11 protein-coding genes are annotated in these 14,885 nt (G+C 40.8%); 7 read left to right on the plus strand and 4 right to left on the minus strand.

What is annotated here, in order from left to right; genetic code table 11:
- Positions 1 to 17: 17 nt before the first annotated feature.
- Complete coding sequence (lnt, locus tag Q0791_RS01075) at positions 18 to 1,652, plus strand: apolipoprotein N-acyltransferase (RefSeq protein ID WP_299001959.1); 1,635 nt, start codon at positions 18 to 20, stop codon at positions 1,650 to 1,652.
- Between the two features lie 49 nt (positions 1,653 to 1,701).
- Here lnt and Q0791_RS01080 read toward each other — a convergent pair whose 3' ends face one another.
- The gene (locus Q0791_RS01080) at positions 1,702 to 2,970 is read right to left on the minus strand and encodes a BamA/TamA family outer membrane protein (protein WP_299001960.1); all 1,269 of its coding nucleotides are present in this window, start codon (positions 2,968 to 2,970) and stop codon (positions 1,702 to 1,704) included.
- 112 nt (positions 2,971 to 3,082) lie between these two features.
- Positions 3,083 to 3,583, minus strand: a complete 501-nt coding sequence (locus Q0791_RS01085; protein ID WP_299001962.1) for a zinc ribbon-containing protein — start codon at positions 3,581 to 3,583, stop codon at positions 3,083 to 3,085.
- Between the two features lie 122 nt (positions 3,584 to 3,705).
- Between Q0791_RS01085 and leuS the strand changes: the two genes are divergently transcribed.
- From leuS to Q0791_RS01115, 6 genes are all read left to right on the plus strand, one after another.
- Positions 3,706 to 6,282: a leucine--tRNA ligase gene (gene leuS / locus Q0791_RS01090; protein ID WP_299001964.1), complete on the plus strand. Its 2,577-nt coding sequence runs from the start codon at positions 3,706 to 3,708 to the stop codon at positions 6,280 to 6,282.
- Between the two features lie 242 nt (positions 6,283 to 6,524).
- Positions 6,525 to 7,019, plus strand: coding sequence for an LPS assembly lipoprotein LptE (gene lptE / locus Q0791_RS01095; RefSeq protein WP_299001966.1), 495 nt, complete (start codon positions 6,525 to 6,527; stop codon positions 7,017 to 7,019).
- A gap of 94 nt (positions 7,020 to 7,113) precedes the next feature.
- Positions 7,114 to 8,142 (plus strand): DNA polymerase III subunit delta, encoded by a 1,029-nt coding sequence (holA, locus tag Q0791_RS01100; protein WP_299001968.1) that lies wholly within the window; start codon positions 7,114 to 7,116, stop codon positions 8,140 to 8,142.
- A gap of 52 nt (positions 8,143 to 8,194) precedes the next feature.
- Positions 8,195 to 8,818, plus strand: coding sequence for a nicotinate-nucleotide adenylyltransferase (gene nadD, locus Q0791_RS01105; protein ID WP_299001970.1), 624 nt, complete (start codon positions 8,195 to 8,197; stop codon positions 8,816 to 8,818).
- 560 nt (positions 8,819 to 9,378) lie between these two features.
- On the plus strand, positions 9,379 to 10,149 hold the full coding sequence (locus Q0791_RS01110) for a hypothetical protein (RefSeq protein ID WP_299001972.1): 771 nt from the start codon (positions 9,379 to 9,381) through the stop codon (positions 10,147 to 10,149).
- A 297-nt stretch (positions 10,150 to 10,446) separates the two neighbouring features.
- A complete protein-coding gene (locus Q0791_RS01115; protein ID WP_299001974.1) occupies positions 10,447 to 11,739 on the plus strand; it encodes a polysaccharide biosynthesis C-terminal domain-containing protein in 1,293 nt (430 codons plus the stop codon).
- A gap of 311 nt (positions 11,740 to 12,050) precedes the next feature.
- On the opposite strand, the gene gabT is transcribed toward Q0791_RS01115, so the two are convergent.
- On the minus strand, positions 12,051 to 13,319 hold the full coding sequence (gabT, locus tag Q0791_RS01120; RefSeq protein WP_299001976.1) for a 4-aminobutyrate--2-oxoglutarate transaminase: 1,269 nt from the start codon (positions 13,317 to 13,319) through the stop codon (positions 12,051 to 12,053).
- A 24-nt stretch (positions 13,320 to 13,343) separates the two neighbouring features.
- Entirely contained in the window at positions 13,344 to 14,792 is a 1,449-nt protein-coding gene (locus Q0791_RS01125) for an NAD-dependent succinate-semialdehyde dehydrogenase (RefSeq protein ID WP_299001978.1), read from the minus strand.
- Positions 14,793 to 14,885 lie beyond the last annotated feature (93 nt).

The raw sequence follows: 14,885 nt of genomic DNA on the forward strand, positions 1-14,885 counted from the left end.
ATCATTATGAGGCTAGCATGCTGAATACATTTCGGGCGTTAGCCCATCACTCTATCGGAAGGTTGATATTGGCCTACCTTGCCGGCGGCGCCACCGCTTTGGCCTTTGCTCCTTATTTTTTATGGCCAGTTTATTTTATTGCCCTCACCTTTGTTCTACATCAAAGCCAAAGATTATCGGCAAAGTCAGCTTTCATTTACTGGCTCAGTTTTGGTTTTGGTTGTTTCTCTGTCGGGATCAGTTGGGTTCATGTCAGCATGGATCACTTTGGCGGCCTTCCCATTATTGCCTCCCTAGGCTTAATGGCCTTATTGGCGCTCTATTTAGCGCTCTATGCAGGATTAACCGGCTATTTACTACAGAAAATCACTCCCCATAGCAGTCTCTTACGTAATCTCATATTGTTTCCAGCCCTGTGGACACTTACCGAATGGGCAAGAGGTTGGGTACTAACAGGCTTTCCTTGGTTGTGGGCAGGCTATAGCCAAACCCAAGGGCCATTAAAAATGCTCGCCAGTGTCATTGGCACATTGGGGCTAAGTTTTGTTATTGCGCTGCTTTGTGGTGCGCTTGCCTTATGCATTCAAAAGCGTTGGAAAAGCCTTGCTATTTTAATTCCCGTCGTTGCACTTTGTACTTGGCTTTCTATCAATAACTCGACGATTTCCCCCACGAATAAAAGCGTCAATGTGGTCTTAGTACAAGGCAATATTCCTCAAAGCATGAAATGGCAACCTGAAGCGCTGTGGCCAACAATGCTAAAATACATGGATCTCACTCGCCCAGAATTCACCCCTATTGGAAATAGGTTTGATGCAAAGAAGCCAATCCCAAACAATCATACCCAGGCAGCAAGTGATGAGAATGACAAAAAAGAAGCCAGTGCCGATCTCATTATTTGGCCAGAAGCGGCAATACCCGCACCAGAATATTTAGTTGAAGATTTTCTCACTAATGCCAATCGCGTTGCAAACTTGCACAATAGCGCGATTTTAACGGGGATCATTAGCCAACAAGGGGAAGATTTTTATAACTCGCTCATTGTACTGGGCAATCATAACAGCAAAACACAATCTCAAGCCAATTATCAAGGCAATGGCATCAATGAATACAAAAAGCATCACTTACTGCCCATTGGAGAATTTGTGCCTTTTGAAACCCTATTAAGGCCCTTGGCACCCTTTTTCAATTTACCTATGTCTTCTTTTGCGCGAGGTCACTATCAACAACCTAATCTTACGGCATTGGGCTACCATATTTTACCTGCCATCTGTTATGAGATTGCTTTTCCTGAGCAAGTGAGAGCGAATTTCACTAAGGATACAAACTTATTACTTACTATCTCCAATGATGCCTGGTTTGGACGCTCAAATGGTCCATTACAGCACATGGAAATTGCACAAATGCGAGCAGTCGAATTAGGGCGCCCACTCCTTAGGGCAACCAATACCGGCGTCACTGCGATTGTTAATGAAAAAGGCGTGATAACAAAACAACTGCCTCAATTTGAAACTGGTGTATTAACCGCTAAAGTGCCTTTATTTACTGGATTAACCCCCTTTGCGCGCTGGGGTGAGTGGCCCATATTATTACTCAGTGGACTCTTCTTCATCATCGCACTGGTTCATCGAATCAAACAAAAAGAAGCATAATAATAACAATGCAGCGATAGCCAGGCTATCGCTGCCATTCATTCCTGTATTAAAAGGGTTGATCCACTATCATCTGAACTTGCCCACCCTCTTTTGACGCCGCCAAGTCCATTCTAACCAACATACCATTAACAAAGGCACGCATGCCAACCCCCGCATTCCAGCGCATATGTGAATGTAAGGTATCTATTTCCCATTGAGGTGCCACGCGCCCTAATTCAGCAAAAATGGCCCATTGCCAAAAAGGAATTTTTAAATACTTAATCAATGGAATATGAGGAAAAGGATTCCACTGCGGGATCATTCGATATTCAACTTGATAATCAATAGCGGCTTTATCTTCAAATCGATTGGCATTATAGCCGCGAAAACGATCCCAGCCCCCTAAGCTCAACCCAGAAAAAGGAGGAGGCCGTTTAAACACAGTTTGGCCATCAACGACAGTTGTGTCATTCCAAGTGGGAATATCTAATGTCCACACATCAAATGCTAACACACGTTGCAAAAAGAAGTCACTGGCCCCTAAACTCACGTATTTTGAAAAAGACGCTTCTATTGCAGACCACTCCACTGAGTCACTTAAATTTCCCCAATCATGTTTAAACTCGGCTTGTAAGGTATAACCTCGACTAGGATTAATGGGCCAATCCCGATTATCGATAAAAAATCCCAACCCCATTCCTGATGTTGCAAAATCACCAATGCCTGTTAAATTTTCTTGACGATAAAATGGCCTAAGCTGTAAATAAGTCCGTCCCGACAACAATGGATTCCACGACTCTCCGCCGCTTGCCGTCTCAGGAATCAGCAGCGCCCCTTCTATTTCGTAACGATCAATAATTTGTTCTTTGCCATTGCCTATTGGCAACAAATAATCTAAATTTAACCGATACCATTGGTCGTCTGCACTAATGGCAATATAATCATTTTCACTGGAATCATTAGTGCGATCGATATAATAATCCACATCCCCCCAATGACCTGCTAATACTTTCGCTTCTAAAAACAAGCGGCGATAAATTTGCACATCTTCAACTTCAAAATACGCAATTTTAGAATCGTTACTCGAATAAATAAAATTAGCAAAGGCCGTAATTTGAGGCTGAAAGATCCCCTGACTGGCTAATACAACACCTGCCGTTGCTGACGTCACTTGACTATAATAGGGATAAGGAATAACAAAGTTTTTTTCACCGAAAGTATTCGCCATACTGCCTTTGGCACCGACAATCTCATCGCGACTATTCACTTGTATTGTTTCTTCAGCTTGACAAGTCAAGCAGCAAGCCGCCACCAATAAACAAGCATATTGATTCATACAAATTCCTTTTATCTATTCCCCCTTACTATTCTTAAACGCCGTCCTCACATCAAGGGAGCATGGTTTTATGAATAAACAGCAAATGATTAATACACTGCTAGCCACCTTCTTATGGCCTTAACGCCTCACGGTAAAACTCCTCATTATCACACTCTGGGCAATCAGGAATGAGCCCTGGAAACTCAATATACATTTTATGCCCACATGCAGTACATGCTAAACAACCTTGAGCAATGATCTCACCACTTTCATACACCCCCTCATGCTTAAAGTCTTGTGTCAACTCTGTCCATTCAAGCTGACTGCGATCGGTTATTTCACTTAACCAATGCCAAAAAGTATTTTTAGCCGCAATAATAAAAGGGCTATGATTTAAATCCGCATCATTTTTCTCCTGCAAAAAGCTTGCAATGTCTCTTTTTAAAAATTGTTCGACTAAAGCAAGCTCATCTTCCTTAATTTGTGCTTTGAACACTAGATACTCTTTAGACTGTGACACTTCTTTAAATAACTTCTTTATAGTCATACTGTTATCATTTTCATGTTGTTTTTTTACATGTTCAAATAACTCAGTATATAGCTTTAATAACGCCTGACTTCGTTCACTCATAATAAATACTCCTCACATGATCCTTTTTAATCATCCACTTCTGGTTTATTCTATGCCCATATTTTACCCGCGCGACGATAGCGCTAGTTCCAATAATAGGCGGCATGGCCGGAAAATGATTGATGCAAGAGCAATATAATCCTTCAACAGTAGAAGAAAAAGTGCAAGAGCACTGGAAAAATACCAAAACATTTGAAGTGACTGAAGACGAGAACAAAGAGAAGTTTTATTGTCTTTCAATGTTCCCTTACCCTTCAGGTCGCCTACACATGGGCCATGTACGTAACTACACAATAGGCGATGTTGTTGCTCGTTACCAAAAACTACAAGGTAAAAATGTCCTTCAACCTATAGGTTGGGATTCATTTGGCCTTCCAGCTGAAAATGCAGCGATAAAAAACAGTTCAGCGCCTGCGCCTTGGACCTATGAAAATATCGACTACATGAAAAATCAGCTTAAAATGCTGGGTTTTGGCTATGACTGGAGCCGAGAAATCGCCACTTGTACACCCGAGTATTATCGCTGGGAACAATGGTTTTTCACCAAATTATACGAAAAAGGCTTAGTCTATAAAAAAACGGCTTCCGTAAACTGGTGCCCCAATGATGAAACGGTTCTTGCTAACGAACAAGTTATTGAAGGCTGTTGCTGGCGTTGTGATACAGAAGTAGAACAAAAAGAAATTCCACAATGGTTCATCAAAATTACCGACTACGCGGATGAGTTACTGCGCGATATCGATGAGCTGGAAGGCTGGCCTGAACAGGTAAAAGCCATGCAGCGCAATTGGATTGGCCGCAGTGAAGGCATTGAAATGACCTTTCAAGTAGAAGGGCAAGATAGCAGCTTCGATATTTACACCACGCGTCCCGATACCGTAATGGGTGTCACTTATGTGGCAATTGCCGCCGCTCACCCACTGGCATTACAAGCAGCCAAAGGCAATGCTGAGCTCAGCGCATTTATTGAAGAATGCAAAAATGCGGGCACCACAGAAGCCGAAATGGCCGTGATGGAGAAAAAAGGCGTTGCAACAGGCCTTAATGCCATTCATCCATTAACTGGCGAAGCCGTCCCGATTTGGGTAGGTAATTTTGTCTTAATGAATTACGGTACGGGTGCGGTCATGTCGGTCCCCGCTCACGATCAACGTGATTATGAATTTGCCCATAAATACGGCATCGATATCAAAGGCGTTATCAAACCTAATGAAGGTGAGTTTGATATCAGCGAAGCCGCCTTTACCGAAAAAGGCATCTTGTTTGATTCAGGCGAATTTGATGGCTTGGATTTTCAGGCCGCGTTTGATGCCATCGACGCCAAACTGACAGCAGAAGGTAAAGGTAAACGCCAAGTTAACTTCCGCCTACGTGACTGGGGCGTGTCTCGCCAACGTTACTGGGGAGCCCCTATCCCTATGGTCACACTGGCCGATGGCAGCGTTGTTCCCACACCAGAAGAACAGTTACCGGTTATTTTACCCGAAGATGTCATCATGGATGGCATTCAAAGCCCCATAAAAGCCGATAAAGAGTGGGCAAAAACCCAAGTCAATGGGCAAGATGCACTGCGTGAAACCGACACTTTTGACACCTTTATGGAATCGTCTTGGTACTACGCGCGTTATTGTAGCCCTCATGCTGATACTATGCTTGACCCTGCAAAAGCCAATTATTGGCTACCGGTAGATCAGTATATCGGTGGCATTGAACATGCTTGTATGCATTTACTTTACTTCCGCTTCTTCCATAAATTATTAAGAGACATTGGCCTTGTCGACTCCAATGAGCCCGCTAAGCGCTTACTCACTCAAGGCATGGTATTAGCAGATGCATTTTACTATACCGATGAAAAAGGCGCACGTATTTGGGTTTCACCAACGGATGTCACAACCGAAACCGACGATAAAGGCCGTATCATTAAAGCCACTGACAGCGAAGGTCATGAACTGGTTTACACAGGCATGAGCAAGATGTCTAAGTCGAAAAATAATGGCATTGATCCTCAAGCAATGGTTGAAAAGTATGGCGCCGATACCGTCCGTCTCTTTATGATGTTTGCCTCTCCACCAGAGCTAACACTTGAATGGCAAGAATCTGGAGTCGAAGGCGCACATCGTTTTATTAAACGCTTATGGAAACTTGCCCACGATCATATCAGTCAAGGTCCAAGCGTTGCACTGGATGTGGCTAACCTAAATGCCTCACAAAAAACACTGCGCCGAGAACTGCACAAAACCATTAGTAAAGTCGGTGATGATTTAGGCCGTCGTCAGATGTTTAATACTGCGATTGCTGCAGTAATGGAATTAATGAACCATCTGCAAAAAGCACCCCAGGACACAGAGCAAGATAGAGCCTTGATGACTGAAGCCCTCTCAGCCGTAGTCCGTCTACTTTACCCTATTATTCCCCATGTGACATTTAACTTATGGAAGGAATTAGGGCATACTGACGATATTGAACAAGCATTATGGCCTGAAGTTGACGAAGCTGCCCTAGTGGAAGACAGCAAACTCATTATTGTGCAAGTCAACGGTAAATTACGCGCTAAAATAACCGTTGCTGCCGATGCCGATAAAGAGACAGTGGAAAGCTTGGCCATGGGTGAAGAAGGTGTCATTAAACATACTGACGGAAAAACGATCCGTAAAGTCATTTTTGTACCAGGAAAATTACTCAATATTGTTGCAAATTAACACCATTAAAAGTCTATTAACGATATATTTTTAAAAGACTTAAGTAAATAAAGCCAAGCCCATTGAAGTGTCAATATCAATCGGCTTGGCAATATTATGATGGTAAGCGCCAATAGCACTATGATTAAATGAGCTTTTAGCTTACATTATTGTTTCATTACTGATAGGACTTAACGCTATTATTGATACTATTAAGCAGATACTATCAAGCATGGCTAAACCAAGGAATAACAATCACTCCTATGCTCATCAAACGCATCATTACAATCATTTTTTCATTCATTATCCTACTCTGTGCCGGTTGTGGATTTCGATTACAGGATAATTATCAGTTACCCACACAGTTAGAAACACTCAGCCTAACCAGTCCAGATCAGTACAGTGAATTAACCCGATTAATGAAAGAAAGATTACGACTTAATCAGGTTAACTTGGTTCCATCCGCAAACGATGTCGCCAGCTTACGTATTATTAAAGATTCACTGGATCGCATGGTTTTATCGGTATACCCAACAGGTAGCGTTGCTGAATACGATCTCACCTACACTGTGCACTATGCCGTACAACTTCCAAATGAAGAATCTCAACCTTTTACCGTTGAAATTCACCGTGAATACTTAGATAACCCCAGCGCAGCACTCGCTAAAAGCCGAGAACGAACCCTATTACTAAAAGAAATGAGAATACAAGCCGCTGACCAAATAATACAACAGCTCTCTAGTATCGAAAGCAATTGATTTGAATATACACAGATGACCTTTAGCCGTAACAAAATAAGCCTAAAATCAAGCCAGAGGGCAGTATCACTCTGTGCTGTATGAGAGCCAATCGATGAGAGTTTACCCGGATCAAATTAATAAGCACCTCTCGCCATTAAAACAATGTTATATGGTGTTTGGTGATGATCCTTGGTTGTGTGAAACAACACGCAGTCAAATATTACAAAAAGCCAAGAAACAAGGTTTTGATGAAAATATTCAATTAATCCAAGACAATCAATTTAATTGGCAAGACTTATACGAGCAGTGGCATACATTAAGTCTATTTTCTAGCCGCCGCATCATTGAACTCAGCCTTCCTCAAGTCAAGCCGGGAGCACAAGGTAGTGCAATGTTACAATCTGTGCTTAAAGTACCCAATCCTGATATTTTACTCATACTCACAGGCCCTAAACTGGCCATGGAGCAAACGAAAAGTAAGTGGTTCAAACTTCTTGATGAAAAAGGCATATTTATCCCTTGTCAAACACCAGAAGGCGCCCAATTTCAACGTTGGCTCATTGAACGTATTCATCATTTTAATTTGCAAGTCGATAGTGATGCACAAAAAATGCTGACTAGCCTTTATGAAGGTAATTTATTAGCCGCGGATCAAGCATTACAGCTGCTCACTCTTCTCAGCCCCAATCAAGCTATTAACAGCCAAGATCTTGAAGAATATTTTGTCAATCAATCTCGTTTTAGTGTTTTTCAACTCATCGATACTCTTTTATATAACAAACAAGCAAAAGCCCAACATATACTCGTTCAGCTCAAAGCTGAAGGCGTTGCCATGCCCATAGTGTTATGGCATCTATTTCAAGAGCTCACTAAATTATCACAATTAAAAGCCGCCCAAGAAGATAAAAAATCATTACAGCCCCTGTGGGGACAACTGCGCATTTGGGATAAGAAAAAATCGGCTTATCAGGCAAGTTTATCTCGGCTATCATTATCTCAAATAGAGCATTTATTGGTCAGTACATCAGCATTGGAAATAAAGCTAAAACAACAAGGCCATGAAGATTGGGTTGCTTTAAGTCACCTATGTTTATTATTTGACCCTCAATCTCACTCCCACTTGGCTCATATCAAAATATGATTTTGATATCGTTAAAGTTAATAATATGACCCATCTCATTTAGGAACTTGTCATGCATATAGGTATATTAGGTGGAACCTTTGACCCTCTTCATTTTGGGCATATTCGTCCAGCCCAAACGGCACTCAAAACATTAGCACTTGATGAAATTTGGTTAATGCCAAATCATATTCCTCCCCACAAAGATAAAACGCTTGTTACAACCCAAGATAGACTCAATATGGTACGGCAAACATGCCAAACATTAAATCATTTCACACTTTGTGATTTAGAAGCAAAACGTGAATCTCCATCTTATACTGTCACTAGCCTTAAACAGTTAATCCATGATTACCCTGAACATACATTTTATTTTCTAATGGGTATGGACTCTTTCTTATCTTTGCCTAAATGGTATCAATGGAAACATCTTTTCACTTTATGTCACTTGGTCATTTGTCAACGCCCTAATAACCCTTTAACAGAAACGGACTCAATATTTCCTGAGTATAAAAAACGTTTATCAACAAGCATCAAACCACAACAAAAAAGTGGCCTCATTTATCATGTTGATGTTGAAGCACAACCCTATTCTTCAACTACAATTCGCCAACAAATCAAACAAAACATGATAGATAAATCAGCTATGCCAACCCCTGTTTACCATTACATCAAAGCACATCACTTATATCAATAATATTGTTTACAGGATTGAAATCCTAAAATTTAACAAAAATTAACACGACAAAATATATAGCATAAGACGATTGAGTCTATAAATAAAAAACACATCATGCCACTTAAAAGGCTAAAGTTTATTAGAGTTTAAGATAATTCAAACATAAAATCCCCCTTAAACACAAAATAAGCTTTAGCGAACGCTTATATTGATATGAATGAAACCATCATGATCGATATTTAATGCAATATGCATTGAACTCAGATACATAAAGGATTACTCTTAGCATACTTTAAATGGGACTCTCTTCTAGGCACCATTTTAAATATTTATTATCAATGCTATTCCTATAATATTTTATCTGTATTTGATTACTTTTTTGATAGTATTTTAATATTGCACTCATTAGCCAGTTAACACTTTATATTAAAACAACTCACAGACTATACGCAATCATCAAATATTCAATACAGACATCAAAAGCAATAGTCTTGAAAGCATTTTCTACATATCGAAGATATCAGCTCGAAAAGAGAAGAGATTAATACCTTTCTCTATTTTCATTGTAGGGGGATGAGATGAGCCAAGCCGCACTAATAACAGAAGACACAACAGAAGACACAACAGAAGACACAACAGAAGACACTCAAAATACCGAAGACGAAACCACCACGGAAGAAGGTGAAAACAATGAAGAAGAAAGCAGTGAAAGCGAGGAAGAAGAAAGCTGGCAGGAGCATGAAGATCCAACACACTTCTCTGTAGCAGGGCTTAGAATACAAGCTGAAAACAGCCAAACCACCATAGTAGGCAATGAAACTAAAACCGTATTTGGCTCCGAAGAATGGTCCACCTTTGGCTTTGATATGCGTTTAAGAATGGGTGGTGCACTTGAAATCGATGCACTTGAAGCGACTCTCAGCATTGGCGTCAAAAGTGGTGAATTTGTCATTGAAGATGGAAAAATAGTATCAGAAGAAACAAAGTTTGCCGCAGAAGTCACAGAAGTGATGGAATCTAAAATCCATGCTATCGATAGTAATATTGAATTCAACAATGAATTAATCCGCAACAATGCTAACGAATTAGACGTCGCCGATAATATGTTCAGGACGGTCAATGCTCGCATTGATGTTACCGATAATCATCTACAAACAACCAATCAAAGAGTCGATATAATAGATGCTCAAGTTGCAACAGTTACAACAAAATTAGAGACTGTTGATACAAACTTGGAAGATATAGCCAACCGCGTCTGTACCGCTGGTGTTGTATTAAATGAATATGGTTCTGAGATCAGTAGTGGTGATGTATCACTTCAAGACATAGGGCTTATCATGATGGGCTAAAAAATCCCTATAAACTCATATGCACTAGCTTATATCCTCTCAGGCTGTCATCTTATTATCTATTATTAATAAGTGATAATACCTGAATGGATATGAGCATCTCAATACTTCATTTTACTGGCTCAGACCTGCTCCGCCACAACATCTTCTTATTTTCCGTTCCGTTATAAAATCGATAACAAATAAAGAGAAACAATCCATTTTAAGCTAAGATTAAACTACCCTTCGCCCGTCATAAAGTCATAAAACTTAACCTATACATAGACTCAAATGGATTTAAAATGGGTAACAAAAAAAATGAATAAGGAAAAAGAAACCAGTTTTTTTCATCGCACGACCACCATAATGATTATCACGGTTCTCAGTAAATACATTACGGTTTATGCCTTTAATGTAGGGCTTGCACGCCTTCTCTCCCCTGAGGATTATGGTGACTATAAAGTCGCTGAAACTTTCGTCAGTCTCGCCAGTATTCCCGTATTAATGGGCGGTGCAGGAGCAGCGCTCAAGTTTTTACCTCTGGCTTTTAAAGAATCAAACCTTGAACTGATCTGGGAGTATACCCGTTTTTACCTCATTACTGTCCTGACACTTTCTTTTCTCTTAGCCTTAATAACCTTAAATGTTTCAATACATTTTCTCGAAAATACCAGCTTTGGTCATCACCATCCTCTTGTTTATGCTACAGCCATCGTTCCCGTCATGGCCATTACTGTGCTGATTGGTAGTGTATTCCAATCCAAAAACATGATTTATATGACTATCTTTCCAAGGTGGATATTTTATCCTATTTTGAAATTGGGGTTAATATTAGCCATATACGCTTTTGTTGGAAAACTGACCGATTCATGGGCGATCATGATTGCTTTTACCGCCATACTGATCATCCTTTTCTACCTATTAGTTCAAGTGAAAAAACTGGGGATCATACAACTTAAAAAGATTAAAAACCCCACCTCTCCCCTCATTTGGCTAAAAATATCGATTCCTATGATGTTACTGTTTTTTCTACAACGCACCTTAAATCAAGTTGATATTTATATGATTGAAATCTTCGGTAAAGAAGATGCTGTCGGGCATTTTGCTGCAGCACAGATCACTGTCATGGTCTTGTTTGCCATACAATCTTCTTTTATGATTATTTTCGATCCCTTGATGACCCCAGCCCTAAAAGAGGGCATGCATGAAGTTAAAAAGTTAAATGCAAAGGGCTTTAGAGTACTACTCTTCTCCACTCTACCCATAGGTACTTTACTTTTTTTATTTCCTGGCCCTATCTTATCTGTGTTTGGTCACAATGCGCCAGAAGCCGCAATCGCATTGCAAATTCTTGTTCCGGGCTATCTTTTTAGCGCCTTGTTTGCCATGCCTTATTCTTGGTTACAATATTCAGGTCGAGAAAAAAGTGTGGCACTGATTATGTTCATCTGTGTCTCATTAAGCGTTATTCTGGATGGATTACTGATCCCGGATTATGGCATTCAGGGCGCTGCAATAGCGACAACTGCAATGTTCGTTTTGACCTTTATCATACTGAGTATTATGGTTAAACGGCATTTAGGGATTTATCCTTGGTCCAGAGCCAGTTGAACTTTGCGAATCAAATTATAAAACTTGTTTTATTCGCAAGAAAAAAGGGACCAAATAACCTCCCCTTTCTTTAAACAAAGAGGCGGCCAAGTAAAAGTAAAAGTAAAAGTAAAAGTAAAAGTAAAACAAGTTTAACTTGCTCCGACTTTAAAAAAGAATAAAAGATCACTTTCGAATGTTTTGTTGATATTATCAATATCTTAACTGAATTACCGTGAGTGAGAGACTAAGTCGAAAATGATTACACAAGCTCCGCCTTGCATAGAAAAGCACAAATGTTTATAAAAATCATCTCAAAAGATAAACAAGCCCTAAGGTAAAATAGCCTCAAAACTCATCCTTAATATCGCCATTCCTTGGGCAATTTGTTCATCAGTCGCTGTCAAAGGGACGAGTAATCGTAGAACATTACCGTATGTCCCACAAGCAAGTAAAATCAGTCCTCGTTCTCTCGCTTCAATCAATATTTGACGACAATAATCCGGTTTAGGTATACCGTCTTCCATTAACTCAACGGCCACCATAGCCCCTAACCCACGAATATCAGCAATTTGAGGAGTAACGGCTTGTATTTCCCTTAAAGATTGCTTCATTATGTCACCTATAGCATAAGAGCGCTCCAGTAATTTCTCTTGTTTAAATATCTCCATCACTGCAAGTGCTGCTGCACAGGCAATAGGACTTCCCCCGTAAGTTCCTCCCAAACCGCCTGGTTGAATACTGTCCATGACTTCCGCTCTGCCTGTGATCCCAGATAAAGGAAAACCTCCCGCAATAGATTTAGCAAAAGTGCAAATATCGGCGCATACCCCCATTTGTTCCATAGCAAAAAAAGTCCCTGTACGACCCGCCCCTGTTTGCACTTCATCCGCTATCAACAGTATCCCTTCTCGATCGCACAGCGTCCTCAAACGCTGCATAAATGCGGAACTCGCAATATAAAAGCCTCCTTCTCCTTGTACTGGCTCAATAATAATGGCAGCAATATCATTTGGCGCAGCATCATTTTTAAAAATGCGCTCAATGGAAGCTATCGCATCATCCTCTGACACGCCATGCAGTGAGCACGGAAAATCAGCTCGATAAACTCCCCCTGGCATCAACCCCATGCCTTCACTATAGGGAGACACTTTACCCGTTAAGGCTAATGCGGCTAACGTTCGACCATGATAAGCAGAAGTAAATGCAATAACCCCCGCACGTTGAGTATAAGCACGCGCAACCTTAACAGCATTTTCAACCGCTTCAGAACCACTATTAAATAAAGCGGTTTTTTTATCAAAAGCCCCCGGCACGAGTGCGTTCACTTTTTCACACACTTCAATATAAGGCTCATAGCCCAATACCATAAAACAGGTATGTGAAAAACGTTCCAATTGTGCAATCACAGCCTGCTTAACATCAGGATGCACATGCCCAGTATTGAGCACTGCGATGCCTCCTGAAAAATCGATAAATTCTCGCCCCTCAACATCCCATATTGTCGCATTCTTAGCTCTATCGACATAAAAAGGATGGATTTGCGCTACCCCATTAGCAACAGCCTGTTTTCGACGTAAATTCAGTTCATCGTTGGTCATATTACTGTCCTTTTAATATTCCCCTTAAACAGACATGCAAATATATTTCATTTCAAGATATTCATCGATTCCATGTCTTGAGCCTTCTCTACCTAGACCCGATGACTTTATTCCGCCAAAAGGGGCAACTTCAGTTGAAATAATCCCTGTATTCACACCGACCATGCCATATTCTAAGGCTTCTGCGACGCGCCAAATCAAGGAAATATCCCTTCCATAAAAATACGCAGCCAACCCATACTCTGTATCATTGGCTTGATGGATCACTTCTTCAACATCACTAAACTTAAATAAAGGTGCAATAGGTCCAAATGTTTCCTCGGTTGCAAACAACATACGGCCATCGACATGAGTCAAAATACAAGGAGAAACAAAATTTCCTCCTAAATCAATTGCATCATGTGTTGGTACATGCTTTGCTCCCTTAGCCAGAGCATCATTTAAATGATACTTAACTTTCTCAACAGCCGCTTGATTAATCAAAGGACCAATTGTCACGCCATCTTTAGTTCCAGAGCCTACTTTCAATTGAGCCACAGCAAGCGCAAATTTCTCTACAAAAAGATCATAAACATTCTCTTGAATATAAAATCGATTTGCACACACACAGGTTTGCCCTGCATTACGGTATTTAGCGACCATAGCACCTTCAACAGCCGCATCAATATCCGCATCATTAAACACAATAAATGGTGCATTGCCTCCCAGTTCCAGCGACATTTTCTTAATGGTTGGCGCACATTGTTGCATTAACTTCATTCCAATGGGAGTCGATCCTGTAAAGGACAGTTTTTTTACATTTGGACTCTGGCAAAGCCGCTGCCCCACCTTAACAGCATCGCCCGTCACAACATTAAACACCCCTTTTGGAATGCCCGCTCGGTGGGCAAGCTCAGCCAGCGCTAATGCGGTTAACGGTGTATCTGGCGCGGGTTTAACCACCATAGTACAACCCGCAGCCAAGGCGGGAGCCGCTTTTCTGGTGATCATTGCTGCTGGAAAGTTCCAAGGCGTAATAGCGGCTGTCACTCCAATTGATTGCTTGATAACCAATAAGCGTTTATCGACTTGATGACCCGGTATCGTCTCTCCGTAAACCCGCTTAGCCTCCTCTGCAAACCATTCAATGAAAGAAGCAGCATAGTTAACTTCTCCTCTTGCCTCTGCAAGCGGTTTCCCTTGTTCAGTGGTCATCAATAACGCTAAATCTTCTTTATGCTCCATTAATAACGAGAACCAAACTTTCAAAATTGCACTTCGTTCCTGGGCCGCCAAAGCACGCCAAGAGTTTAATGCTTGTGTTGCTGCATCTATTGCTCTTTGTGTTTCCACTTCTTCCATAATAGGTACATGCGCGATAATCTGATTATCGAATGGATTAACAACAGATTGACGCTTTTTACTATCAGCATCTTGCCAAAAACCATTGATATAGCATTGCTCTCGCAATAATTTTGGATCTCGTAATTGCACGAATATCTCCTTAGATAAGTAATCTATATAGCTTAGCTCAAACACAACTAAAAGGTATTGATGGTATACCGATAACAAGAAAATAAAGAACAA

Source organism: uncultured Shewanella sp., assembly GCF_947495455.1.
Classification (GTDB): domain Bacteria; phylum Pseudomonadota; class Gammaproteobacteria; order Enterobacterales; family Shewanellaceae; genus Shewanella.

Coding starts and splice junctions, on each gene's coding strand:
- leuS (WP_299001964.1), top strand. CDS start 3,706: ATGCAAGAGCAATATAATCCTTCAACAGTAGAAGAAAAAGTGCAAGAG.
- Q0791_RS01080 (WP_299001960.1), bottom strand. CDS start 2,970: ATGAATCAATATGCTTGTTTATTGGTGGCGGCTTGCTGCTTGACTTGT.
- Q0791_RS01110 (WP_299001972.1), top strand. CDS start 9,379: ATGAGCCAAGCCGCACTAATAACAGAAGACACAACAGAAGACACAACA.
- nadD (WP_299001970.1), top strand. CDS start 8,195: ATGCATATAGGTATATTAGGTGGAACCTTTGACCCTCTTCATTTTGGG.
- Q0791_RS01115 (WP_299001974.1), top strand. CDS start 10,447: ATGAATAAGGAAAAAGAAACCAGTTTTTTTCATCGCACGACCACCATA.
- gabT (WP_299001976.1), bottom strand. CDS start 13,319: ATGACCAACGATGAACTGAATTTACGTCGAAAACAGGCTGTTGCTAAT.
- holA (WP_299001968.1), top strand. CDS start 7,114: ATGAGAGTTTACCCGGATCAAATTAATAAGCACCTCTCGCCATTAAAA.
- lptE (WP_299001966.1), top strand. CDS start 6,525: ATGCTCATCAAACGCATCATTACAATCATTTTTTCATTCATTATCCTA.
- Q0791_RS01085 (WP_299001962.1), bottom strand. CDS start 3,583: ATGAGTGAACGAAGTCAGGCGTTATTAAAGCTATATACTGAGTTATTT.
- lnt (WP_299001959.1), top strand. CDS start 18: ATGCTGAATACATTTCGGGCGTTAGCCCATCACTCTATCGGAAGGTTG.